Genomic DNA, 23,036 nt, shown 5'->3' with positions numbered 1-23,036 from the left:
TGTCATGCCGTGCGGATCGCGTGCAGGATGAGCAGCATCGTCACGGCGAAGCCGCACGCGTAGTTGATCCAGAGGAACCGCCGCCAGCCGCGGTTCGCGCGCGCCGAGTCCTCATCGGTGACGCGGGCGTAGGGTGCGGCGGCCGCGATGTAGGGCAGCGCGAGCAGCGCCGCGAACGCACCGGGGGAGCCGGTGGTGAGCATGAGCAGGCCGGCGAGTGTCCAGCACGTCAGCGCCACCCGCACGGTGCGTGCGGCGCCCAGCACCGTCGCGATCGACGAGATCCCGCCGGCCCGGTCGGGCACGACATCCTGCACCGCGCCGAACGCGTGGCTCGCGATGCCCCAGAGCAGGAAGGCGCCGAGCACCGCGATCAGCCCGGACGTCGGTGCCCCGCCGGCGGCGGCGACGCCGTAGATGGCCGGACTGACGAAGTGAACGCTCGATGTGACCGAGTCCAGGAACGGGATCTCCTTGAACCGGAACGGGGGCGCCGAGTACGCCACGACCGCGAACAGGCTCACGGCGAGGATCACCGTCGCTGAGGGAGGAGCGAGCAGCACGAGCGCGACGACGAACGGGAGACAGCTCAGAGCGGCGGTCCACAGCACGGTGCGATGCCGCGACGGTGACAGCAGGGCGCCTTCGACGCCGCCCTTGCGCGGGTTGGCGAGGTCGGATGCGTGGTCGAACACGTCGTTGACGCCGTACATCGCGAGGTTGTACGGGATGAGGAAGAAGACGGTGCCGAGCACCCACACGAGGTCGACCTCACGGGTGGTCAGCAGGTAGGCGGCGGCGAACGGATAGGAGGTGTTGATCCAGCTGAGCGGGCGGGAAACCACGAAAAGGTCACGGATCATCGTGCCTCCCCGGTATCGGAGGTGGGCGGGGCGTCCGAAGGTCGCAGCCGCGCCCACAGTGCCGGCAGCAGTATCACCGCCGCCAGCGGATAGGCGAAGTCCTCGACGGGCGCCAGCCCGATGCGCAGTCCGGAGATGTGCTCGTCGGCGTAGGCGAACAGCCCCGCCGCGATCATGAGGTTGTCGAAGACCGCGGTGAGCACGGCGAGAACTGCCGCCGTGATGGCCGGCACGGCCGAGGAGAGACCGCGGCGCCCGCGGCACAGCAGGAGCGCGGCGGCACCGGCGATCAGCAGGAAGACACCGCACAGCAGCAGATAGGTCATCGCGGTTCCTCCCTTCCGGAGGGGCGCCGGCTGCGCCGCCGCCGCTGCACCATCCGCTCGGCGCCGCAGACCAGCACCATGGTCAGCTGGCAGAGGAACAGCAGGAACACCGGCTCCTCGAGCGGCAGCTCGGGGGCGAGCAGGATGCCGGTGGCGTAGGGGCTCTCGGCACGGAAGAACACACCCAGGCCGATGCCGGCAAGGTCCCAGAGCAGGAAGAACGCGGTCCCGATCGTGAGCACGAGCAGCGCCCGCCCTGGAGCACGCCCGAGGAACAGGCGGTGTCGCACATCCAGCAGCACGATGCCGGTCAGTGACACCAGCAGCGCGGTCAGGTGGATCAGATTCACAGCGGCTCCGCCAGGGGAGAGGCCGACCGGTCGCCGCGCAGGCGCTTGACGACGAGCTCGGCGCTGATCAGGCACATCGGCAGCCCGATCCCGGGGATCGTGGTCGCCCCGGCGTAGAGCAGGCCGTCGACCGTGCGGGACGCGTTCGACCCGCGCAGCACCGCGCTCTGGCGGAGGGTGTGCGCTGGGCCCAGGGCCCCGCCACGCCAGGCGCCGAAGTCGCGCTCGAAGTCGGCCGGTCCGATGCTGCGCCGCAGGACGATCCGCGACGCCAGATCCGGGATGCCGCACCACGCGGCGAGCTGCGCGATCGCGGCATCGACGGTCCGCTCGACGGCCGGATCGCCGCCGCCGTCGAGCCCTCCGGCTCCGATCGCGGGATCGGCGGGGACTGGGATCAGCACGAACAGGTTTTCGTGGCCGGCCGGGGCCACGCTGTCGGTGGCGCTCGGACGGCACACGTACAGCGATGCCGGGTCGGGGATGCGCGGCGACGAGCCGTAGATCGCATCGAAACCGAGCTCCCAGTCTCGGGTGAACAGCAGCGTGTGGTGGGTGAGCTCGGGCAGCTCCCCGCGCACTCCCAGCAGGGCGAGCACCGCACCGGGGCCGGGGTCGCGCGATTCCCACCACGCGTCGCGCGTGCTGCGATGCGCCGGCTCGAGCAGCTGATGCTCGGTGACGTGCAGGTCTGCCGTGGAGACGACGACGTCGGCGGGGAGATGCTCGGTGCCACCGCCGGGAAGCTCGACCTCGACGCCCGTGGCGGCGCCGCCCTGGACCGTGATGCGTCGCGCTCGGCATCCGGTGCGCAGCACGGCGCCCTCCTGCATGGCGAGGCGGGCTATCGCGTCGATCACGGCGGCGAAGCCGCCGCGCGGGTAGAGCACGCCCTGGCCGATGTCGAGATGACTCATGAGGTGGTACATGCCCGGTGCAGCGGCGGGGGAGGTGCCCAGGAACACCGCCGGATAACCGAGGACCTGCTGCACGCGCCGATCCCCGGTGTGCCGCCGGATCCGGCGATCCAGCGGTTCGGTGAGCAGCCGGGCCAGCCGCGGCAGACGCGGCAGCACCTTCGCTCCGAGCAGCGGGAGCAGCGACTGGTACGTACTGTAGAGGAACGTCGACGTCGCCAGGTGGTAGGTCTCTGCGGCGGACGCGAGGTAGGCGTCCAGACGGTGACCGGATGCCGGATCCAGGCCGACCAGCGCATCACGGGCGCCCTCCGCGGGCAGGTCGAACGGCACCTGCTCGCCCTCGAAGTACACCCGGTAGGCGGGGTCGAGCCGGACGAGGTCGAGCTGCTCGGCGGCCGAGGTGCCCAGTAGGCGGAAGAAGTGATCGAACACTTCCGGCATCAGATACCAGGAGGGGCCGGTGTCGAACGAGAACCCGGCGTGGTTCCAGCGCCCCGCCCGGCCGCCGAGTTCGGAGCGCGCCTCCACGAGGGTGACGTCCAGGCCCTCGCGTGCCAGCAGTGCGGCGGTGGCGAGCCCCGAGATCCCGCCGCCGACGACGACGGCGCGTTCGCGGACGCTCACGCCGCCGTCCGTCCGGCGGCGGCACGGGTGACGATCCACAGCTTCCCGGTGAGCGGCACGGATGCCCGACTGCGGCGCAGCTCGGCCGCGGGCGTCGCGCGCAGCCGCTCGTTGAGCGCGCCGAACAGCGCCGCCGCGGCACTGGTGGCACGGCGCGAGCGCGGCGGGAGGAGCGCAATGGCGAGGCGTGCGATCGCGAGGTCCTGGGCGATCTCGTCGACCACGGCATCCTTCTGTCTGTCGGTGATGTGTGCCGGATCGATGCCCGGGATGTACGCGCGGTGCAGCCGGCCGACGTCGTCGGAGAGGTCACGCAGGAAGTTGACCTTCTGGAACGCGGCGCCGAGCCGGCGCGCGCCCTCCTCCAGCTGTTCGTCGATCAGCACTCCGCGCCCCTCGCACGCGAAGACCCGCAGGCACATCGAGCCGACCACCTCGGCGGAGCCGTGGATGTAACGCCGGTAGGAAGCATCGTCGAAGCGGATCTCACCGAGGGTGTCCATGCGCATCGAGGCGAAGAACGGACGCACGAGCGCCGCATCGATACCGCATTCACGCGCGGTGGCGGCGAATGCGTGCACGACCGGGTTCGCGCTGAAGCCGGTCTCCAGGGCCGAGAGGGTCTCGCGTTCGAGCTCATCGAGCAGGTGGCGCGTCCGCGCGGCATCCAGTCCTGCCTCGGCCGCCGGGCCGTCGACGATCTCGTCCGCGATGCGCACGAGGGCGTACACGTCGGCGATGCCCGCTCGCACGCTGCGCGGCAGCATCCTGCTGGCCAGGCCGAACGACGTCGAGTACGCGCGGATCACGCGCGATGACATCGCCCGCGAGGTGCGGGTGTACAGCTCAAGGCCCTGCGCAGGCCTCATGCCGTGCGCTCCGCGCACATCGTCGCGGTCCGCTGCAGCGCCTTGCGCAGCGCGGCGGGCAGGGCGGCCTGCTCGATCATCGAGCGCACCCGGTCGTGCTGGGCGTCAGTCAGGGCCTGCATCCGTTCCGCAGCGCCGCTGGCGATCAGAGCGCTGCGGAGCAGTTCGGCGTCCGCGACATCCAGGGGAGCGCGGCCGAACAGATGCGCCACCTGCGACCACTGCGGCGTGTTCTCGGCGAACGCGATCAGCAGGGTGCGCTTGCCCTCGCGCAGATCGCCGAGGGCGGACTTGCCGGTGCGCCGCTCGTCGCCGAAGACGCCGAGCAGGTCGTCGCGCAGCTGATACAGCACGCCGAGGGCGCTCCCGATGCGGCCGAGGTCGGCGCAGGCGGACTCCATGGCGCCGGCGAGCGCCGCGCCCGCCTGCAGCGGGCCCGCGAAGGAGTAGGCGGCGGTCTTGTGCTCCATCATGCGCAGGATGTCGTGCTCGGCGGCATCCATCACCCCCATTGCGTACCCGACGTCGGCGTGCTCTCCTGCGACGGTGACGAAGAGGGCGTCGTCGATGATGCGGTGCACGGCATCGCCCGCAGAACCGGGGATGCCGGCCGCGAGCGCGTGCGCGCCGCTGATGAGCAGGTCTCCGGCGAGGGTGGCCGAGGCGGTTCCCCACTCGCGCGCCGTGCCGGCGCCGTGGCCGGCATCGATGGCCTCCGACGCGAAGCGGCCGGCGAGGTTCGGGCGGCCCCGCCGCACGAGATCCCCGTCGAGGACGTCGTCGTGCAGCAGGAGCGCGGTGTGCAGCAGCTCGAACGCGGCGCCGGCGCGGAGCGCGGACTCGGTGTCGCCGCCGCCCAGTCGTTCGTGGGCGAGGATGAGCAGCCGCGGACGCACGCGCTTGCCGCCGGTGGTCGCCTCATGCGCGAACCTCCACAGCTGCGCGTACCCGCCGCCGAGTTCTTCGGCGCGCAGGATGCGCTCCGCGAAGAACCTGTCGATCGTCTCCTCCAGGCCGCGGATGCCGAAGGCTGTGTCGACGCTCACGACCCGGACCGCCATGCCAGGGCGGTGACCCTTCCGTCGGCGCCCGAGAGCTCCTGCGCCTGAAGGAAAAGCCAGGGGCTGAAGGCCCAGGGGGCGGTCTCCAGCGCGGAGGCGAGATCCTCCGGCTCCACCCAGCGGGCGTCCATCGCCTCGTCGGGGTTCAGCGCCGGCGCCCCGATCGCCCGTGCGATGTACACCGGGCAGATCTCGTTCTCGACCATCCCCGATGCATCCACCGCGCGATAGCGGAAGTCGGGGAGTGCGAGCCGCATATCCGCGACACCCAGCCCGAGCTCGTGGGCGGCACGGCGCACCACGGCATCCGGCACGTCCTCGAAGGGCTGCGGGTGGCCGCAGAACGCGTTCGTCCACGTGCCCGGCCACGTCGCCTTGCCGAGTGCTCTGCGGGTGAGCAATACACGCCCCGCCTCGTCGACGACGTGGCAGGAGAAGGCCAGGTGCAGCGGCGTGCTCCTGTGGTGCACCTCGTCCTTGGGGGCTGCGCCGCACGCCCGACCCTGCTCGTCGAGCAGGACCACTCGCTCTCGCAGATCCACCGTATTCATGAGCATCCGCCTTCCACTTAGCTAGCTAGGCTAGCTATCTACTATGGAAGTATCAAGTCCGATCTGTAGAATTCAGCCATGGCGAATGAAGATCGTCCTGCGCAGAGTCGCGTCGTGCTGCACGATCCTGCGCGCAACGACCCTGACGAACAGCTCGTCCGGCGCTCGCACCTGTCACCGTCGACGCTGGCCGATGTGCTCCGTGTGCTCGATGGCATGCGGCGCTGGCGTGAAGCCGAGCGGCGCATGAGCGAGGCGTCGCAGCGCTACATGAAGCTCGGCGAGACCGACATGCGGGCGTTGCGGCTGCTGATCGCCGCGCAGCGGCAGGGTGTGGTCGTCACCCCCGGATCGATCGCGGAGCACCTCGCCATCTCGACCGCGTCGACGACCAAGCTCCTGGATCGGCTGGAGAGGGGCGGCCACATCCGGCGTCTGCCGCATCCCACCGATCGCCGCAGCCTCACGATCGAGATCACCGATGACACGCGCGTGGCCGCTCGCGAGACCGTCGGACGCGCGCACGCACGGCGGTTCGACGTCGTCGCGGCGCTCTCTCCGGAGGAGCGGGCGGTCGTCGCGGACTTCTTCGACGCCCTCGAGGCGACGGCTGTGACGTCATATGACGACGCGATTCGGGCGGAACCTGTATAGGCGCATAGCGTTTCTGAGTCCCCACGAGAGGAAGAAACATCATGTCCCGCCGAATCACCACCATCGCAGCCGCAGCAGCAGCGGCCGCGCTGATCGCCTCCCTCGCCGGATGCGCGTCGAACAGCGGCTCTGAGACCGCCGGCTCCGACGCGAACGGCGCTGCCGAGACCGTCAAGATCGGCGTGGTCGGCAAGGGCGACCCGCAGTGGCCCGCCTTCGTCGAGGCTGCGAAGGCCGAGGGCATCGACGTCGAGCTCATCGACTTCGGCTCCTACGAGCAGCCGAACCCGGCGCTGACCGAGGGGGAGCTGGACCTGAACCAGTTCCAGCACATCGTGTACCTCGCGCAGTACAACGCCGCCTCCGGCGAGGACCTGCAGCCGATCGGTGCGACTGCCATCTACCCGCTGGGTCTGTACTCCAAGAAGTACGACGATGTGAAGGACATCCCCGAGGGCGAGACCGTCGCCGTTCCGGATGACGCGTCGAACCAGGCGCGTGCCCTGCTGGTGCTGCAGTCGGCCGGCCTGGTCGAGCTCAAGAGCGGCGGCACCATCGTCAGCGACCTCGCCGACGTCGACACCGCCAAGTCGAAGGTGAAGGTCACCGCTCTCGAGGCCGCGCTCATCCCGACCGCGCTTCCCGACGTCGCCGCCGCGATCATCAACAACGACTTCGTCGAGGACGCCGGCCTGAGCTTCGAGGACGCCATCGCCCAGGACGACCCGTCCGACCCGAACGCGCTGCCGTACGTGAACATCTTCGCCGCCCGCGCGGATGATGTGGACAACGAGACCTACCTCAGGCTCGTCGAGATCTTCCAGACCGACGAGGACGTGCAGGCGGGCCTGCTCGAGGCCTCCGGCGACACCGCGGTGCTGCTGCAGACCCCGGCCGCAGACCTGCAGGCCTCGCTGAAGAAGGTTCTCGAGGACACCGCCGTCGAGAAGTGATCTGACGCACCGCATTCACATCCGGATGCGAGAGAATCGGGCGGCGCGATTTCGCGCCGCCCGATTCCCGTGCCAGGGCATCCGAGCCTCGCTTCCCCCGTCCGACACACCCACCGGAGCGCACCCATGGCCATCGTGAGCCTCGCCGGCGTCACCAAGACGTACGCGTCCAGCGGACGCGACGGCGCCGTCGTCGCCGCCGTCGACGACGTCACCCTCGACATCCAGAAGGGCGACGTCTTCGGCATCATCGGATACTCCGGTGCCGGCAAGTCCACGCTCGTGCGGCTGATCAACGCACTCGAACCCGCCACCAGCGGCACGATCCACGTCGACGGGATCGACATCACCGCCCTGTCCGAGCGTGAGCTGCGCAAGGTCCGCGGTGGCATCGGCATGATCTTCCAGCAGTTCAACCTCTTCGCCTCGAAGACGGTCAGGGCGAACATTGCCTATCCGCTCAAGCTCGCCGGCTGGTCCAAGGCCGACATCGAGGAGCGCGTCGACGAGCTGCTGCGGTTCGTCGGACTGGCCGACAAGGCGCGGGCCTACCCCGAACAGCTCTCCGGCGGGCAGAAGCAGCGGGTCGGCATCGCCCGCGCGCTCGCCACGCGCCCCGCGATCCTCCTCGCCGACGAGGCGACCAGCGCCCTCGACCCGCAGACCACGCACGAGGTGCTCGACCTGCTCAAGCGCGTCAACGAGGAGCAGCATGTCACCATCGTCGTCATCACGCACGAGATGGACGTCATCCAGACCATCGCGACCAAGGTCGCCGTCATGGAGCGCGGGCGCGTGATCGAGCAGGGTGACGTCTTCGAGGTCTTTTCCCGCCCGCAGAACCCGGCCTCGCAGCGCTTCGTCGGCACCGTCATCAAGGGCGTTCCGTCGCCGGCGGAGAGCGCGGCACTTCGCGAGCGCCACGCCGGCCGGCTGGTGACCTTCTCGTTCCGCGACGGCGACTCCTCGCAGGCGCAGGTGCTGCTCGACCTCGCCCAGGCCGGGCTCGAGTTCGAGCTCGTCTACGGCGGCATCAACGACATCCGCGGCCGCGCCTTCGGCCATCTCACCCTCGCCATCCGCGGCGCCGACGCGGCGATCGACGCGGCGCTGGCGCGCATCCGGGAGCACGCCGAGGTCACCGAGATCGAGAACGAGGAGGCACGCTGATGGACCGTCTCATCGAACTTCTGCCCGAGTTCTGGAAGGCCGCGGGTGAGACCCTGTACATGACGGCGTTCGCGCTGGTCATGGCCGGTGTGCTCGGCACGATCATCGGCATGGGCCTGTACGTCACCCGCCCGGGCGGGCTGCTGCCCAACCGCGTCATCAGCGGCGTGCTCAACCTGTTCGTGAACTTCTTCCGGCCGATCCCGTTCGTGATCTTCATCGCGGCGGTCGGCATGCCGCTGTCGCGCCTGTTCGTCGGCACAGGCATCGGCATCAACGCGGGAGCCTTCGGCATCGGCCTGGCGGCCTCGTTCGCCATCGGGCGCATCGTCGAGCAGCACCTCGTGTCGGTCTCGCCGGGCGTGATCGAGGCCGCACGCGCGATGGGGGCAGGGCCCTGGCGCATCCTGCTGACGGTCGCCATCCCCGAGTCCCTCGGCCCGCTCATCCTCGGCTACACGTTCATCGTCGTGGCCCTGATCGACATGACCGCCATGGCGGGTCTCATCGGCGGTGGCGGGCTCGGCGCGTTCGCGCAGGTCTACGGCTTCCGCCAGTTCGAGCCCGTCGTGATGTGGGCGGCGATCGTGCTGATCGTCGTGTTCGTGCATCTCGTGCAGCTGCTCGGAACCAAGCTGGCGCGCGTCATCATGCGCCGCTGACCCTCACCCCGCCTGGTCCCTCAGCCTCACCCCTCCTGGTCCCTCAGCCTCACCCCGCCTGGTCCCTCAGCCTCACCCCGCCTGGGTCCCTGAGCCGGTCGAAGGGCCCGGCGCCTGCTGCAGCGTGCGCCGCGTGATGAACTCACGCGGCGCACCGCTGAGCGGATCGGTGAACCGCAGCTCGCGCGCGAGCAGCTGAAGGGGCCGGGTGAAGTCGTCCGGCGCCTCCGGCAGCAGCTCGGGGTAGAACCCGTCGTTCAGGATGCCGGCGCCGAGCGCGGCGAGGTGCACGCGCAGCTGGTGCATCTTTCCCGAGTGCGGCCGCAGCAGCGTGTGCACGACGTGGTCGTCGGCATCGATCAGCTCGATGAGCGTCTCGGAGTTCGGCTCGCGCGCATCGTCGACCTTCACGCGCACGTGCGCGCGCAGCTTCTCGATGTGGTTGCGGAACACGATCGGGAACGGCCGTCCCGCCAGGGCGGCGGATGCCGGATCCCAGCCGGCGGGCAGCGCGGAGACCGCCTCGTAGACCTTCTCGACCTCGCGGCGCTCGAACAGCAGCTGGTAGGCGCCGCGGGTGACGGGGCGGGTGGAGAACATCAGCAGGCCCGCGGTCGCCCGGTCAAGCCGGTGGATCGGGGTGAGCTCGGGGATGCCGAGCAGATTGCGCAGCCGCACCAGTGCGGAGTTCTGCAGATACTTGCCGCCGGGGGTGGTCGGCAGGAAGTGCGGCTTGTCGGCGACGACGAGATCGCGATCGTGGTGCAGCACCTCGATCTCGAACGGAATCTCACGCTCCACGGGCGGCTCGCGGTAGTACCAGACGAACTCGTGGGCGCCCAGCGGCGTCTCGCGGCTCAGCGCCGAGCCGTCGCGTGCCACGATCTCACCACGGTCGAACCGCCGCAGCAGCCGCTCCGGGTCGAGGTGGAAGAACCGCTCCGCCATGTACGCGCCGATGGTCGGCCACGGTCCGGTCAGCGGCACGTGCAGCCGCGTGGCGCCGACGCCGTCGCGCACCGGGAGGGGAGAACTCATCGCCATCGCAGGACGGCGTTCAGGAGTCGAAGCTCAGGCTGAGCTTGCGCAGCAGCCCCGCCAGCCGGTCGCGATCGGTGCGAGGGAGCGCACGCAGCAGCTCCGCCTCGGCATCGACCAGGCGGGTGATCGCGGCATCCACCCGCACCTTGCCGTCGTCGGTGAGGATGACCAGCACGCTGCGCCCGTCAACCGGATCCGCCTCACGGCGCACGAACCGCCGGCCGACCAGCCGGTCGATGCGGTTGGTCATGGTGCCGCTCGAGACCAGGGTCTGCTGCAGCAGCTGCTTGGGTGAGAGCCGGAACGGGTCGCCCGCGCGACGCAACGCTGAGAGCACGTCCCACTCCCACGGCTCGATGTCGCTGCGGTGGAACACCTCGCGGCGGGCGCGGTCCAGCTGCCGCGAGAGCCGGTCCATGCGCGAGAGCACCTCGAGGGGCGAGAAATCCAGGTCGGGGCGCTGCACGTTCCACGCGCTGACGATCCGATCGACCTCATCCGCCTCTTTCATCCCCCCATCATCCCGCACCCCGGCCTGCGGCCCGACGGTCGCACAGGCGGCGGCGTGGCAGACTTGATGCGCGGCGCCCGCCGGGGCGCCGCGGTCCGCCGTGGTGTAACGGCAGCACGACAGCCTTTGGAGCTGTGAGGTTCAGGTTCGAATCCTGGCGGCGGAGCATGACGGAGAACACGCTCGCGATCATCATCCTCGCCGCAGGACAGGGCACGCGCATGAAGTCGCGCCTGCCCAAGGTGCTGCACGAGATCGGCGGCCGGCCGCTGGTCGGCCATGTGCTGGGCACCGCGCGCGCCCTGGGCGCGCAGCACATCGAGGTGGTCGTGCGGCACGAGCGCGAGCAGGTCATCGCCACCCTCGTCGAGCAGTACCCGGATGCCGTGGTCGTCGACCAGGACGAGATCCCCGGCACCGGCCGGGCCGTGCAGGTCGCGCTCGACGCCCTGCCCGCCGACTTCGACGGCGACGTGCTCGTGCTCTCGGGCGATGTGCCGCTGCTGGAGTCGCAGACCCTCGAGACGCTCATCGCGGGTCACCGCGCAGCATCCGCCGCCGCCACGCTGCTGAGTGCGCACCTCGACGACCCGACCGGCTACGGGCGCGTCATCCGCGGCGCCGACGGCGTCGTCGAGCGCATCGTCGAGCAGAAGGACGCCACCGACGACGAGGCCGCGGTCACCGAGATCAACGCCGGCGTCTACGTCTTCCGCGCCGCGGCGCTGCGCACCTTCCTGGCGCAGGTCGACCGCAACAACGCGCAGGGCGAGATGTACCTCACCGACGTGATCGGCCTGCTGCGCGGCGCCGCCGAGCCCGTGGCCGCCGAGCTCGCCCCCGACGTCGCCTCGACCTTCGGCGTCAACGACCGCGCCCAGCTCGCCGAGGCGGGCCGGGTGCTCAACGAGCGCATCGTGCGGCGCTGGCAGCGCGAGGGCGTCACCATCATCGACCCCGCCACCACCTGGATCGACGACGACGCCAAGCTCGCCCCCGACGTCACCATCCTGCCGAACACCCAGATCCTGCGCGCCACGGTGATCGCCTCCGGCGCCACCATCGGCCCCGACACCACCCTGGTGGACTGCGAGATCGGCGAGGACGCCGTGGTGCGCCGCAGCGACGCGAACCTCGCCGTGGTCGGCGCCGAGGCCACCGTCGGACCGTTCTCGTACCTGCGCCCGGGCACCGTGCTGGGGGCGCACGGCAAGATCGGCGCCTACGTCGAGACGAAGAACGCACAGATCGGCGAGGGCAGCAAGGTGCCGCACCTGTCGTACGTGGGCGATGCGACCATCGGCCGCGGCGTCAACCTCGGCGCCAGCACCATCACCGCGAACTACGACGACGTCAACAAGCACCGCACCGAGATCGGTGACGAGGTGCACACCGGCTCGCACACGGTGCTCGTCGCGCCCGTTAGGCTGGGAGCTGGTGCGAAGACCGGTGCAGGCGCCGTCGTCCGAAAGGACGTCCCCGCTGGTGCCCTGGCCATGAGCGTCGCCCCTCAGCGCAACATCGAGGGGTGGGTCGAGAAGAACAGAGCAGGAACCGGCGCGGCGGATGCCGCCGCGCGCGAACGAACGGCGGAGTAGGCGGCTCGGATGGGGCACAAGAAGAAGACGGTTGCACTGGATCGCGCGAACGGGGTCGCCCCCGGTCTCATCGCGAAGACGAAGAAGCGGCTGGTCGTCGCCGGAGGCCGCTCGCATCCCGAGCTCACCGCCGCCGTCGCCGCCGCCCTCGGGCAGGAGATCGCGCCGGTCGAGCACCGCACCTTCGCATCGGGTGAGATCTACGCCCGTTTCGAGGTGTCGATCCGCGGCTGCGACCTGTTCATCGTGCAGTCGTTCGGTGAGCCGGTGAACGAGTGGCTCATGGAGACGCTCATCATGCTGGACGCCGCCAAGCGCGCATCCGCCAAGCGCATCACCGTCGTCGCCCCGTACTACCCGTACTCCCGTCAGGACAAGAAGGGCCGCGGCCGCGAGCCGATCAGCGCCCGCCTTGTCGCCGACATGCTCAAGACCGCCGGTGCCGACCGGGTGATGAGCGTCGACCTGCACGCCGCGCAGATCCAGGGCTTCTTCGATGGCCCCGTCGACCACCTCTTCGCCAAGCCCGTGCTGCTCGAGCACTTCCAGGGCACGCTCACCGCCGAAGACCGCGAGACCCTCACCATCGTCTCGCCCGACATGGGCCGTGTGCGGGTCGCCGACACCTGGTCCGACAGCCTCGGCGCACCGCTGGCCATCATCCACAAGCGTCGCGACCCGAAGGTCGCCAACCAGGTCTCGGTGCACGAGATCGTCGGCACCGTCGACGGTCGTACCTGCCTGCTCGTCGACGACATGATCGACACCGGCGGCACCATCGTCAAGGCCGCCCAGGCGCTGAAGGAGAACGGCGCGCGCAAGGTGATCGTCGCCGCCACGCATGCCGTGTTCAGCGACCCGGCCTCCGAGCGGCTGCAGGATGCCGCGATCGATCAGGTCGTCGTCACCGACACGATCCCGCTCAGCGAGTCGCGTCGCTGGGAGTCGCTCACGATCCTGCCGATCGCGCCGCTGCTGGCGACCGCGATCCGTCAGGTCTTCGAGGACGGCTCGGTCACGAGCATGTTCGGCGGCGACGCCTGAGAACGGCATCCGGGTCGCGCATAGCCTCATGCCGCAAGCTGGGAGCATGAACACGCATCCCGCGCTGCGCACCGGTACCGCCCTCGCGGGCGTGGCGGGCGCGCTCCTGCTCGCCGGCTGCTCGGGTTCCGCCGAGGCCGGCACCGCGAAGTCCGACCCGGCCCCGACCAGCACCGACGCGACCGCGCCGTACACCGACGGCACCTACACCGCCGAGGGCGCGTACCGCACCCCCGAGACGGTCGAGACGATCTCGGTGACCCTCACCCTCGAGGACGACGTCGTCACCGACGTCGAGGTCGTCGGCGACCCGATCGCCCCGGAGACCACGAAGTACCAGGGCCAGTTCATCGCGGGCATCGCCGATGTCGTGGTGGGGAAGAAGCTCGACGAGCTGCAGGTCGACCGCGTCGCCGGCTCGTCGCTGACCAGCGGCGGCTTCGACCAGGCCGTCGTGAAGATCAAGGACGAGGCGGCCGTCAGGGACGCCGCGGAGTAGCCCGCCATGACCCTCTGGCGGTTCGACGCGATCGGCACCCCCTGGGAGATCGAGACCGACGCTCCGCTGGGCGAAGAACTGCAGGGCGACGTGGCCGCGATCGTCGCGGACTTCGACGCGGCGTGGTCGCGCTTCCGTGACGACTCCGTCGTCTCGCGCCTGCGCGCACGGCCGGGCACCGTGGCCGCGCCACCGGATGCCCCGGCCATGCTCGAGGCGTACCGCGAGCTCACCGAGGCCACCGCCGGCGCGGTCAGTCCGCTCATCGGCGCCGGACTCGAGGCGCTCGGCTACGACGCGGCGCTCACGCTGCACGCCGGTGCGCCGCAGGCGGCGCCGCCGGAGTGGGAGCGGATGCTGCGCTGGACGGCATCCGAGCTGACCCTGGACGCCCCGGCCCTCATCGACGTCGGAGCGCTCGGCAAGGGGCGCCTGGTCGACCTGGTCACGGACGCCCTCACCGGGGTGGACGGCCGGGTCATCGTCGACGCCGGGGGAGACCTGCGCGTGCGGGGCGGGTCGGTGCGCGTGGGGCTCGAGCACCCCTACGACACGACGTCGGCGATCGGGGTGGTCGAGGTGGCCGGCCGCGCGCTGTGCGCCTCGGCGATCAACCGCCGCGCCTGGGGCGACGGACTGCATCACGTGCTCGACGCCCGGACGGGCGTGCCGGTGCGCACGTGGGCGGCGACCTGGGCGCTCGCCGACGACGCCATGCACGCGGATGCCGTCGCCACCGCGCTGTTCTTCGACGGGGGAGCGGCCCTCGCCGAGAACTGGGGCGTCGACTGGGTGCGGATGAGCACCGACGGCCGCGCCGAGTGGTCCAGCGGGTTCGACGGCGAGCTGTTCACGGTCTGAGACGGCGCCGGAGGCCGTCATCCGCCCCGGTCATAGCCGGATGCGGAAGAGTGGAGGGGTGACCGTCACCTTCACTGCGCTGCGGCAGCGGGTTCTCGCCGTCCTCGGCGCCATCTCGATGTACCGTCTCGTGCTGTTCGCCCTGGCCGCCCTGGCCGCCATCGCCATCGTCCTGTCCCTGACCGGATCGGGGATGCCGAACGCCGTGGAGATCCTGGCCTCCTTCGCCGTGCTCGCGGTGGTGATCTCGGCGGTGGATGCAGCGGCCCAGCGCATCCTGCGTCTGCCGTGGCGCCTGGAGTCGTCGCTGGTCACAGCGCTGATCCTGCTGTTCGTGCTGCAGCCGTCGCTGACCGTCGCCGGACTCGCCGGCAATGCGCTCGCCGGCGCCGTGGCGAGCCTGTCGAAGTACCTGATCGCGTGGCGCGGCAGGCACATCCTCAACCCGGCCGCCTTCGGCGCCGCGGTCGTGACGATCTTCGGGCTCGGATCGTTCTCGTCGTGGTGGGTCGGCACGCCGGTGCTCTCGGTCGCCGTGGCGGTGCTGGGGCTGGCGGTGCTGTGGCGCACCGAGAAGGTGCGCATCGTGCTGGTGTTCCTGCTCGTGGCCGTCGGGGTCTCGGTGGTGCGGCAGGCGGTGCAGCTGCAGGCCGCCGGGCTCGCGTTCGAACTGGCGGATGCCGTGCTGTTCTCGCTCGCGCAGAGCCCGTTCCTCTTCCTCGGCGCATTCATGCTCTCCGAGCCGCTCACGCTGCCGCCGCGCCGGTGGCAGCAGTTCAGCGTGGCCGCGCTGGTCGGCATCCTCGCCGGCTGGCCGATCGCGATCGGCGGCCTGTTCACACTCGGCCAGGAGCGGGCGCTGCTGATCGGCAACCTGCTGGCCTTCGCCTTCGCGCTGCGCGGCTCGGTGCGGCTCGTGCTCGAGAAGCGCCGCTTCGTGACGCCCACCGCGCAGGAGCTCACCTTCCGCACCCGGGGGCGGCTGCGCTTCCTGCCCGGCCAGTACCTCGAGCTCGACGTGCCGCACCGGCATCCGGACGCCCGCGGCACCCGCCGCGAGTTCAGCTTCGTCTCGGCGCCCGCCGACCTGCCCACGCTGCGCATCGCCTACAAGGACGGCGATCAGAAGCATCCCTCCAGCTACAAGCGGGCGCTCGCGGCCGCGCAGCCGGGCGCGGTGCTGGCCGTCACCGGTACCTGGGGCGACTTCGTGCTGCCACGAGGCGGTGCGCCGGCGCTCATGGTGGCGGCCGGCATCGGCGTGACGCCGTTCGTCTCGCAGCTGCGGCAGATGCAGTCGCTCGGGGTGCAGCGCGACGTCGTGCTGATCTACGTGGCCTCCGAGGCGGCCGAGCTGGCGTTCCGCGACGAGCTCGAGGCCACAGGGGTGCGGGCGATCGTGTTCACCCGTGACGAGCCGACCAGCCTCGCCCCGAACTGGACGTGGGCACAGGGCGTACGGCTGGATGCCGCGGGCCTGGAGCGCGTCGTGCCCGACATCGCGGCGCGTAACGCGTTCATCTCCGGCCCGCCGCGGTTGATCGCCGATCTCGCCCCGGCGCTGCAGAAGGCCCGCAGCCTGACCACCGACGCGTTCGCGGGTTACTGAGTCTCTGCTCCCGTCTCGCCGGTCGCCGCGCTGGTTCCGGTCTCGCCACCGGCATCCTTCTCAGGTGCGAGCGGCAGGCGCACCGTGAACGTCGTGTCTCCCGGCTCGCTGTCGACCTCGATGGTGCCGCCGTGGCCGTCGACGATCGCCTTGGCGATCGCCAGACCGAGTCCCGTGCCGCCGGTCTGACGTGCCCGGGAGACGTCCCCGCGCGCGAACCGCGAGAACAGCTCGTCGCGCACGCCGGGATCGATGCCGGGTCCGTCATCGTGCACGTGCAGCACGGCGTCGGCGCCTGCTTCCTCCAGCGACAGCGTGATGGTCGTACCGGCGGGCGTGTGTGTGCGGGCGTTGGCGAGCAGGTTCGCGAGCACCTGGTGCAGGCGTCCCGCGTCGCCCGCGACGGTGACGGGATGCTCGGGCACGGCGAGGTCCCAGGTGTGCCCGGGGGCGGTGGGCTGCGCATCCATCAGCGCCTCGACCGCGACCTGGGTGAGATCGACGGTGCCGCTGCGCAGCTCCTGCCCCTCGTCGAGCCGCGCCAGCAGCAGCAGATCCTCCACGAGCCGCGTCATCCGCAGCGACTGGGCCTGGATGCGCTCCAGCGCCGTGGTGGTGCTCTCCAGCGTGTCGGATGCCGCGGCGTCGCCCGGCCCGCCCTGACGCAGGGCCCGCAGCGACAGCTCGGAGTATCCGCGGATGGAGGCGAGAGGGGTGCGCAGCTCGTGGCTGGCGTCGGCGACGAATCGCCGCATCCGCTCCTCGTTGCGCTGACGTGCGGCGAGCGAGGTGTCGACGTGGTCGAGCAGCGTGTTCAGGGCGACGCCCACCCGGCCGACCTCGGTGCGCGGGTCGGCCTCGTAGTCGGGCACGCGCTCGGTGATGCTCACCTCTCCGCGGTCCAGCGGCTGACCGGCCACCCGGGTGGCGGTCGCCGCGACGGCGTGCAGCGGACGCAGCCCCATGCTGATCGTGAGCGCGGTCGTGAGCGCCAGCAGCAGCAGGCCACCGAGCGTCGCCAGGGCGATCACGGTGAACAGGGTTCCGAGGGTGTGCTGGATCTCGGCGCGGGAGAGGCCGGTCACCACGACCGTGCCGTCCGGCGTCTGCGAGATCGTCACCAGGTACGAGCCGCCCGCGACGGTGACCGCAGAGGTGCTGCCGGCGTTCAGCGCCTCGGTGAGCTCGAACAGGGCGCCGTCGCTCAGGCGCCTGCCGCCGTCGGCCGTCACGATCACGCCGGAGGCGACGTCGTCGCGTGGCTGCACCGCCAGCAGCAGCCCGGCGGGCACCCGCTGGCCGGTGAGCACACGTTCGGCGGTCAGCGTCTCGCCCATCAGCGCGGCCGCCGGCTCGGCCGACATGACCCAGCGCTTCGTCACGGCGGAGTAGCCGCTGAGCTGCTCCTGGAGTCGCTGCTCGAGCGTGGTGCCGAGGGTCGCGCTGGTGATCACCGCGACGACCACGAGGATGAGGGAGACGAACCCGATCACAGCGGCCATCAGCCGCGCCTGCAGGCTCACCGGACGAGCGGACATGGTGATTCCTACGGCTGCTGCGGCGACTTGATCATGTACCCCACCCCGCGCACGGTGTGCAGCAGGGGCGTGCGGCCCGCGTCGATCTTCTTGCGCAGGTACGAGATGTACAGCTCGACCACCGACGACTTGCCGCCGAAGTCGTAGCTCCACACCCGGTCGAGGATCTGCGCCTTCGAGAGCACGCGGCGCTCGTTGCGCATCAGGAAGCGCAGCAGCTCGAACTCGGTCGCGGTCAGCTCGATCTCGTCGTCACCGCGGAACACCTCGTGACTGTCCTCGTTGAGCGACAGGTCGGCCACGCGCAGGATCGACTGCTCGTCCTCGACGCGTCCGTGTCCGGAACGGCGGATGACGGCGCGCAGGCGCGCGATGACCTCTTCGAGGCTGAACGGCTTGGTGACGTAGTCGTCGCCGCCCGCGGTGAGCCCGGCGATGCGGTCGCTGACGGAGTCCTTCGCGGTGAGGAAGACGACGGGCACGAGGTTGCCGGCCTCACGCAGCCGGCGCAGCACGCCGACGCCGTCGAGGTCGGGCATCATGACGTCCAGCACGAGTGCGTCGGGCTCGAACTCGCGGGCGACCTGCAGCGCCTCCAGCCCCGAGCCCGCTGTGCGCACCTCCCATCCCTCCATGCGCAGCGCCATGGCGAGCAGATCGGTGAGCATCGGCTCATCGTCGACGGCGAGAATGCGCAGCGGCGATCCGTCGGGGCGGCGCAGGTCGGGGTGCTCAGTGCTCATGCGCCCATTGTGCGCGCCCAGGTGCGCCGAATGCTTGGAGAATGCTATGCGCATTCTGTGAGGTGGTGTCGGCCGGCGGGCGCTGCGTCAGTCACCGGACGCGGATCGGACATGATCTGTTCCCGCCCTGTCGCGATGTCGGTGGCCGGGGTTAGCGTGTCCCAATGGATTCCACGAACACGACGCGGCCGAAGACCGCAGAAGATGTCGCCGCCCTGGTGGGGCAGGCGCAGGCGGGCGGACAGCCCGTCACCGTGATCGGCGGTGGCCACGGACCCTGGTCGCGCGGGCCCGAGGAGGGAGTGCGGATCGACCTGTCCGCACTGGACCGCATCGACGTCGCCGGACCGCTGGTGAGCGTCGGAGGAGGCGCCACCTGGGGCGTCGTGGCCGATGAGCTCGCGCAGCACGGCCTGGCGATCAGCTCGGGCGACACGCGCAGCGTCGGGGTCGGAGGCCTGACGCTCGGCGGCGGCATCGGCTGGATGGTGCGCGCCTGGGGGCTCGCGGCCGATCAGCTCGTCGGCGCGCAGATCGTCACGGCCACCGGCGGCATCGTCGAGACCTCGGCGACCGAGCACCCGGAGCTGTTCTGGGCGCTGCACGGCGGGGGTGGCAACCTCGGCATCGTGACGCGATTCGACTTCCAGGCGCACGCGCTGCCCGGCATCGCCTACGGCGAGTAGCTGGTGGGAGCGGATGCCGATCGTCGCGCCCTGCTGCGCGGACTGCGCGACATCCTGCGCGACGCGCCGCGCGAGCTGACCGTGACGTACATGGACGTGCCGCCGATGGACCCCAGCGCTCCGGCCGGTGCCAGGCTCGCCGCGGTGTGGGCGGATGCCGACCCGGCAGCACTGGAGCGAACCCTCGCCCCGGTGATCGATCTGGACGGAATCGTCGGCGACGTGTCCACCCCGGCCTACCGCGACATCCTGATGGACGACCCGCGTCCGGCGGACCCGGATGCCGTCGTCCCGCGATTCCTGGGTGGCAACGGGCTGTTCCGCGAACTGGACGACGAGCGGATCGACCGGCTGCTGGAGTTCCGCGCCGCCCACCAGTTCTCGGTGCTGTTCCTCCGCTCGATGGGCGGCGCCTTCGGCGACGTGGCACAGGAGGACACCGCGTTCCCCGGCCGCGACGCGACCTGGTTCGTGCTGGCGGGCGGTTTCGACATCCCCGGCATGATCGACGACGCGACCCGGGCGGCGATCCTCGCCGAGACCGACGCTCTCTTCGAGGGGCGGCTGGCCCAGTACGGCAACTTCCTGGACTCCGAGCGCCCCGAGGTCGTGCGCGCGATGTTCACCGAGGAAGGGTACGAGCGGCTGCGCGGACTGAAGGCGCAGTGGGACCCGCAGAACCTCTTCCGGCGCAACCACAACATCGTCTGACGCGCCCCGACACGGTCGCACACGCAGGGCCCGGACACGCACAAGGGGCCCGGACACGCAGAAGGGGCCCGGTCTCCCGGGCCCCTTCCTCTTCACCCGTCAGTGGGTGTCCTGTACCCGTCAGTGGGTGTCCTGGGCCTCCACCTCGGTGCGGTCGCCCGACCAGAGGGTGTGGAAGGTGCCCTCCTTGTCGATGCGGCGGTAGGTGTGCGCGCCGAAGAAGTCGCGCTGACCCTGCACGAGGGCGGCGGGCAGACGGTCGGCGCGGATGCCGTCGTAGTACGACAGCGACGACGAGAACGCCGGCGAGGGGATGCCGGCCTGCGCCGCCGCGACCACGACGCGGCGCCAGGCGGCCTGGGCACGGGTGAGGGCCTCGGCGAAGTACGGTGCCGTCAGCAGCGCCGGCAGCTCAGGCTCAGCCGCGTACGCGTCGGCGATGCGGTTGAGGAACTGGGCACGGATGATGCAGCCGGCGCGCCAGATCTTCGACACGGCGCCGAGGTCGATCTTCCAGTCGTACTCGGCCGCCCCCGCGCGGATCTCGTCGAAGCCCTGCGAGTACGCGACGATCTTCGACGCGTACAGCGCCAGGCGCACATCCTCGATGAACGCCTCCTCGTCGTCGACCGTGAACGCGGTGTCCGGGCCCGGGAGACCGGCAGCGGCGGCGCGCTGCTCGGGGTGCGATGACAGCGAGCGTGCGAAGGTCGCCTCGGCGATGCCCGAGACCGGCACGCCCAGCGACAGGGCGGTCTGCACCGTCCAGGCACCGGTGCCCTTGGCGCCGGCCTGGTCGAGGATGACGTCCACCAGCGGCTGGCCGGTGGCGGCATCCACCTGACGCAGCACCTCGGCGGTGATCTCGATCAGGTACGACTCGAGCTCGCCCTTGTTCCACTCGGCGAAGATCTCGGCGATCTGCGCCGGCGTGCGGCCGGTGCCGCGGCGGATCAGGTCGTAGGCCTCGGCGATGAGCTGCATGTCGGCGTACTCGATGCCGTTGTGCACCATCTTCACGAAGTGCCCGGCGCCGTCGTGGCCGACGTGCGTGACGCACGGCTCGCCCTCGGCGACGGCCGCGATCGAGCGCAGGATCGGGCCGAGGGTCACCCATGACTCGTCGGAGCCGCCGGGCATGATGCTCGGGCCGAGCAGTGCGCCCTCCTCGCCGCCCGAGATGCCGGCGCCGACGAAGTTGATGCCCGTCTCGCGCACCGCCTTCTCGCGGCGGATCGTGTCGGGGAAGTAGGCGTTGCCGCCGTCGACGATGATGTCGCCGGGCTCGAAGACCCGCACGAGCTCGTCGATCACGGCATCCGTGCCCGCGCCGGCCTTGACCATGATGATGGCCGTGCGTGGCTTCTGCAGGGAAGCGGCGAACTCCTCATAGGTCGAGGCGGGGATGAAGCCCGCCTCGGGGAACGCATCCAGCACCGCCTGCGTCTTCTCATAGCTGCGATTGAAGATCGCCACCGTGTTGCCCTCGCGGCTCGCGAGGTTCCGGGCCAGATTCGAGCCCATGACGGCGAGTCCGACGACTCCGATGTTCGCGCTGGCGGTGTCGCTCATCCTGCTCCTTGGATCGTTTGCGTGTGTTGCTCTCGGCTTCAGATTACCCGCAGTGAGAGGGCCTTCCCGGGCCTGATGACGACTGCGATGGAAATGATCATATTATTGACGCGGCCCCTGCGGGGCCAGGGAGGAAGAGCCATGATCGTTCTCGCACTGGAGGCCAGCACCACCTCGGCGAAGACCATGCTGTTCGACACCGACACGCAGCAGGTCGCCGTCACGACGCGGCGATTCGACGGCGACGGCGTGGTGCGCGACGGCGACAGCGTCTTCACCCAGCTCATGGCGCTCGGCCGCGAGGCGGCGGCCGGTGTCGCGGTCGACGCCATCGCGCTGTCGAGCACCTGGCACGGACTGACGCTGCGCCGGCCCGACCTGTCGGCCATCACGCCGGTGTACGAATGGCCGTACACCGGCGCCCGCGAGCTCACCGCCCGCTACCGCGAGGATGCCGCATTCACGTCCTGGTTCTACGAGCGCACCGGCTGCATGGTCAACGCGATCTTCCCCGCCTTCAAGATCGCTCATCTCGCCGAGACCGGCGTCGACATCGCCGGCGCTCTGGTGCTCGACCAGGGGAGCCTCACGTTCGCCCGCATGACGGGGGAGATCTGGACCAGCCGCACCGTCGCCTCCGGCACCGGCCTGCTGGCCACCGACGGCGACGACTGGGACCCGCAGGTGCGAGCGGCTCTCGGCATCGAGGGCATCGTGCTGCCACGGCTGGTCTCCAGCGACACCAGCGCACCGCTGGTCGCCGAGGTCGCCACCCTGCTGGGCGTGCGAGCCGGCATCCCGGTGATGATCCCCGGGCCCGACGGCGGCCTCAGCCAGGTCGGCGACCGCGCCTACGGCGTCGGCGACATGACCTTCTCGATGGGCACCAGCGGAGCGCTGCGCTACACCACCGCGCATCCCGCCTTCTCCCCGACCATGGGCACCTGGGCGTACCGGTCGCCGTTCGGCTGGCTCAGTGGGGCCGCGACCAGCGGATGCGGCAACTGCGTCGACTGGGCCAAGGGATTGCTGTTCGGCACCGAGATGACCTTCGCCGAGATCGAGCCGATGCTCGACCCCGAGCGCACCGCACTGCCGGTGTTCCTGCCGTTCCTGTTCGGCGAGCGCTCACCCGGCTGGCAGGACCAGCGCGCCGGGGGCTTCCTCGAGGTGCGCCCCGAGCACACCCGTGCCGATCTCTATCAGGCCGTGCTGCAGGGCATCGTCTTCTCGCTGTACCACTGCTACAAGGAGCTCGCCGCCCTGAACGGCCCGCCGCGGCGCGTGCTCATCTCGGGCGGAGTGCTGTCCTCGCCGTTCTGGGCGCAGTTGACCGCCGACGTGTTCCAGATCGAGATGCAGGTGTCATCGCAGCAGCATGCCTCGGTGGTCGGGGCGACCCGGCTGGCGCTGCGCCACCTCGGACTCGACGACGACCAGCCCGGACTGCGCAGCGAGGAACCGCGGATGCTGGTGCCGGACCCGGCGCGTGCCGAGGGGTACCGGCTCGAGTTCGAGCGCTACCTGGACGCCTATGCACGCACTTCGCCCGGCACCGAGATCGGCGCGGCCGGATCGCTCGCACTGCTGGGCTGAGGCCGCCGCGCACGCGCCGGAGTC

Annotated in this window: 24 protein-coding genes and 1 tRNA gene; 13 read left to right on the top strand and 12 right to left on the bottom strand. The window is 70.7% G+C overall.

Annotation, left to right across the window (positions count from 1 at the left end; all coding sequences use genetic code 11):
• Positions 1–2 precede the first annotated feature (2 nt).
• Genes H7694_RS10880 through idi form a run of 7 tightly spaced genes read right to left on the bottom strand, consistent with a single transcriptional unit; the run spans position 3 to position 5,564 of the window.
• Positions 3–863: a prenyltransferase gene (locus H7694_RS10880; protein WP_193596529.1), complete on the bottom strand. Its 861-nt coding sequence runs from the start codon at positions 861–863 to the stop codon at positions 3–5.
• On the bottom strand, positions 860–1,189 hold the full coding sequence (locus H7694_RS10875; protein WP_193596528.1) for a lycopene cyclase domain-containing protein: 330 nt from the start codon (positions 1,187–1,189) through the stop codon (positions 860–862). Before H7694_RS10875 ends, H7694_RS10880 begins: the two co-directional genes overlap by 4 nt.
• Positions 1,186–1,539, bottom strand: a complete 354-nt coding sequence (locus H7694_RS10870; RefSeq protein ID WP_193596527.1) for a lycopene cyclase domain-containing protein — start codon at positions 1,537–1,539, stop codon at positions 1,186–1,188. The genes H7694_RS10875 and H7694_RS10870 overlap by 4 nt, the downstream gene beginning before the upstream one ends.
• The gene (gene crtI / locus H7694_RS10865; RefSeq protein ID WP_193596526.1) at positions 1,536–3,083 is read right to left on the bottom strand and encodes a phytoene desaturase family protein; all 1,548 of its coding nucleotides are present in this window, start codon (positions 3,081–3,083) and stop codon (positions 1,536–1,538) included. The genes H7694_RS10870 and crtI overlap by 4 nt, the downstream gene beginning before the upstream one ends.
• Positions 3,080–3,952, bottom strand: a complete 873-nt coding sequence (locus H7694_RS10860) for a phytoene/squalene synthase family protein (RefSeq protein ID WP_193596525.1) — start codon at positions 3,950–3,952, stop codon at positions 3,080–3,082. The genes crtI and H7694_RS10860 overlap by 4 nt, the downstream gene beginning before the upstream one ends.
• A complete protein-coding gene (locus H7694_RS10855; RefSeq protein WP_193596524.1) occupies positions 3,949–4,998 on the bottom strand; it encodes a polyprenyl synthetase family protein in 1,050 nt (349 codons plus the stop codon). The genes H7694_RS10860 and H7694_RS10855 overlap by 4 nt, the downstream gene beginning before the upstream one ends.
• Complete coding sequence (gene idi, locus H7694_RS10850; RefSeq protein WP_193596523.1) at positions 4,995–5,564, bottom strand: isopentenyl-diphosphate Delta-isomerase; 570 nt, start codon at positions 5,562–5,564, stop codon at positions 4,995–4,997. Before idi ends, H7694_RS10855 begins: the two co-directional genes overlap by 4 nt.
• 78 nt (positions 5,565–5,642) lie before the next feature.
• Here idi and H7694_RS10845 point away from each other — a divergent pair, with 78 nt between their 5' ends.
• The 4 genes from H7694_RS10845 to H7694_RS10830 all read left to right on the top strand — a co-directional run bounded on the left by H7694_RS10845 (position 5,643) and on the right by H7694_RS10830 (position 9,003).
• Positions 5,643–6,218: a MarR family winged helix-turn-helix transcriptional regulator gene (locus tag H7694_RS10845; RefSeq protein WP_193596522.1), complete on the top strand. Its 576-nt coding sequence runs from the start codon at positions 5,643–5,645 to the stop codon at positions 6,216–6,218.
• Between the two features lie 41 nt (positions 6,219–6,259).
• Complete coding sequence (locus H7694_RS10840; protein WP_193596521.1) at positions 6,260–7,171, top strand: MetQ/NlpA family ABC transporter substrate-binding protein; 912 nt, start codon at positions 6,260–6,262, stop codon at positions 7,169–7,171.
• A gap of 126 nt (positions 7,172–7,297) precedes the next feature.
• On the top strand, positions 7,298–8,341 hold the full coding sequence (locus H7694_RS10835; RefSeq protein ID WP_193596520.1) for a methionine ABC transporter ATP-binding protein: 1,044 nt from the start codon (positions 7,298–7,300) through the stop codon (positions 8,339–8,341).
• Entirely contained in the window at positions 8,341–9,003 is a 663-nt protein-coding gene (locus H7694_RS10830) for a methionine ABC transporter permease (protein WP_193596519.1), read from the top strand. Before H7694_RS10835 ends, H7694_RS10830 begins: the two co-directional genes overlap by 1 nt.
• A gap of 72 nt (positions 9,004–9,075) precedes the next feature.
• Here the strand turns inward: H7694_RS10830 and H7694_RS10825 are convergent, their stop codons facing one another.
• Both H7694_RS10825 and H7694_RS10820 read right to left on the bottom strand, forming a co-directional pair.
• The gene (locus H7694_RS10825) at positions 9,076–10,041 is read right to left on the bottom strand and encodes a pseudouridine synthase (protein WP_227468072.1); all 966 of its coding nucleotides are present in this window, start codon (positions 10,039–10,041) and stop codon (positions 9,076–9,078) included.
• A 19-nt stretch (positions 10,042–10,060) separates the two neighbouring features.
• Complete coding sequence (locus H7694_RS10820) at positions 10,061–10,555, bottom strand: MarR family winged helix-turn-helix transcriptional regulator (RefSeq protein ID WP_193596517.1); 495 nt, start codon at positions 10,553–10,555, stop codon at positions 10,061–10,063.
• 94 nt (positions 10,556–10,649) lie between these two features.
• Here H7694_RS10820 and H7694_RS10815 point away from each other — a divergent pair.
• From H7694_RS10815 to H7694_RS10790, 6 genes are all read left to right on the top strand, one after another.
• Positions 10,650–10,721: transfer RNA gene (locus H7694_RS10815), tRNA-Gln, on the top strand.
• Position 10,722: 1 nt separating this feature from the next.
• Entirely contained in the window at positions 10,723–12,153 is a 1,431-nt protein-coding gene (gene glmU / locus H7694_RS10810; RefSeq protein WP_193596516.1) for a bifunctional UDP-N-acetylglucosamine diphosphorylase/glucosamine-1-phosphate N-acetyltransferase GlmU, read from the top strand.
• 9 nt (positions 12,154–12,162) lie between these two features.
• Positions 12,163–13,197, top strand: a complete 1,035-nt coding sequence (locus H7694_RS10805; protein WP_193596515.1) for a ribose-phosphate diphosphokinase — start codon at positions 12,163–12,165, stop codon at positions 13,195–13,197.
• A gap of 46 nt (positions 13,198–13,243) precedes the next feature.
• Positions 13,244–13,696, top strand: a complete 453-nt coding sequence (locus H7694_RS10800) for an FMN-binding protein (protein ID WP_193596514.1) — start codon at positions 13,244–13,246, stop codon at positions 13,694–13,696.
• Between the two features lie 6 nt (positions 13,697–13,702).
• Complete coding sequence (locus H7694_RS10795; protein WP_193596513.1) at positions 13,703–14,557, top strand: FAD:protein FMN transferase; 855 nt, start codon at positions 13,703–13,705, stop codon at positions 14,555–14,557.
• Positions 14,558–14,675: 118 nt separating this feature from the next.
• Positions 14,676–16,166 (top strand): FAD-dependent oxidoreductase, encoded by a 1,491-nt coding sequence (locus H7694_RS10790; RefSeq protein ID WP_227468390.1) that lies wholly within the window; start codon positions 14,676–14,678, stop codon positions 16,164–16,166.
• On the opposite strand, the gene H7694_RS10785 is transcribed toward H7694_RS10790, so the two are convergent.
• Positions 16,160–17,704: a sensor histidine kinase gene (locus H7694_RS10785; protein WP_193596511.1), complete on the bottom strand. Its 1,545-nt coding sequence runs from the start codon at positions 17,702–17,704 to the stop codon at positions 16,160–16,162. The genes H7694_RS10790 and H7694_RS10785 overlap by 7 nt on opposite strands.
• 8 nt (positions 17,705–17,712) lie before the next feature.
• Positions 17,713–18,447 carry a response regulator transcription factor gene (locus H7694_RS10780; RefSeq protein ID WP_193596510.1) on the bottom strand — a complete coding sequence of 245 codons (735 nt, stop codon included), beginning with the start codon at positions 18,445–18,447 and terminating at the stop codon, positions 17,713–17,715.
• A gap of 164 nt (positions 18,448–18,611) precedes the next feature.
• Here H7694_RS10780 and H7694_RS10775 point away from each other — a divergent pair, with 164 nt between their 5' ends.
• Together H7694_RS10775 and H7694_RS10770 are read left to right on the top strand one after the other, a co-directional pair.
• A complete protein-coding gene (locus H7694_RS10775; RefSeq protein WP_193596509.1) occupies positions 18,612–19,133 on the top strand; it encodes an FAD-binding oxidoreductase in 522 nt (173 codons plus the stop codon).
• 3 nt (positions 19,134–19,136) lie between these two features.
• Entirely contained in the window at positions 19,137–19,844 is a 708-nt protein-coding gene (locus H7694_RS10770) for a BBE domain-containing protein (protein ID WP_193596508.1), read from the top strand.
• A 120-nt stretch (positions 19,845–19,964) separates the two neighbouring features.
• Here H7694_RS10770 and gndA read toward each other — a convergent pair whose 3' ends face one another.
• Entirely contained in the window at positions 19,965–21,416 is a 1,452-nt protein-coding gene (gene gndA, locus H7694_RS10765) for an NADP-dependent phosphogluconate dehydrogenase (protein ID WP_193596507.1), read from the bottom strand.
• 141 nt (positions 21,417–21,557) lie between these two features.
• On the opposite strand from gndA, the gene H7694_RS10760 reads away from it, so the two are divergent.
• The gene (locus H7694_RS10760; protein WP_193596506.1) at positions 21,558–23,012 is read left to right on the top strand and encodes a gluconokinase; all 1,455 of its coding nucleotides are present in this window, start codon (positions 21,558–21,560) and stop codon (positions 23,010–23,012) included.
• The last annotated feature ends 24 nt before the right edge of the window (positions 23,013–23,036 follow it).

Origin of the sequence: Microbacterium sp. YJN-G, assembly GCF_015040615.1 — a bacterium.
Classification (GTDB): domain Bacteria; phylum Actinomycetota; class Actinomycetes; order Actinomycetales; family Microbacteriaceae; genus Microbacterium.
Note: the sequence above shows the minus strand (reverse complement) of the source record. Positions and strands in the feature narration are given on the sequence as shown.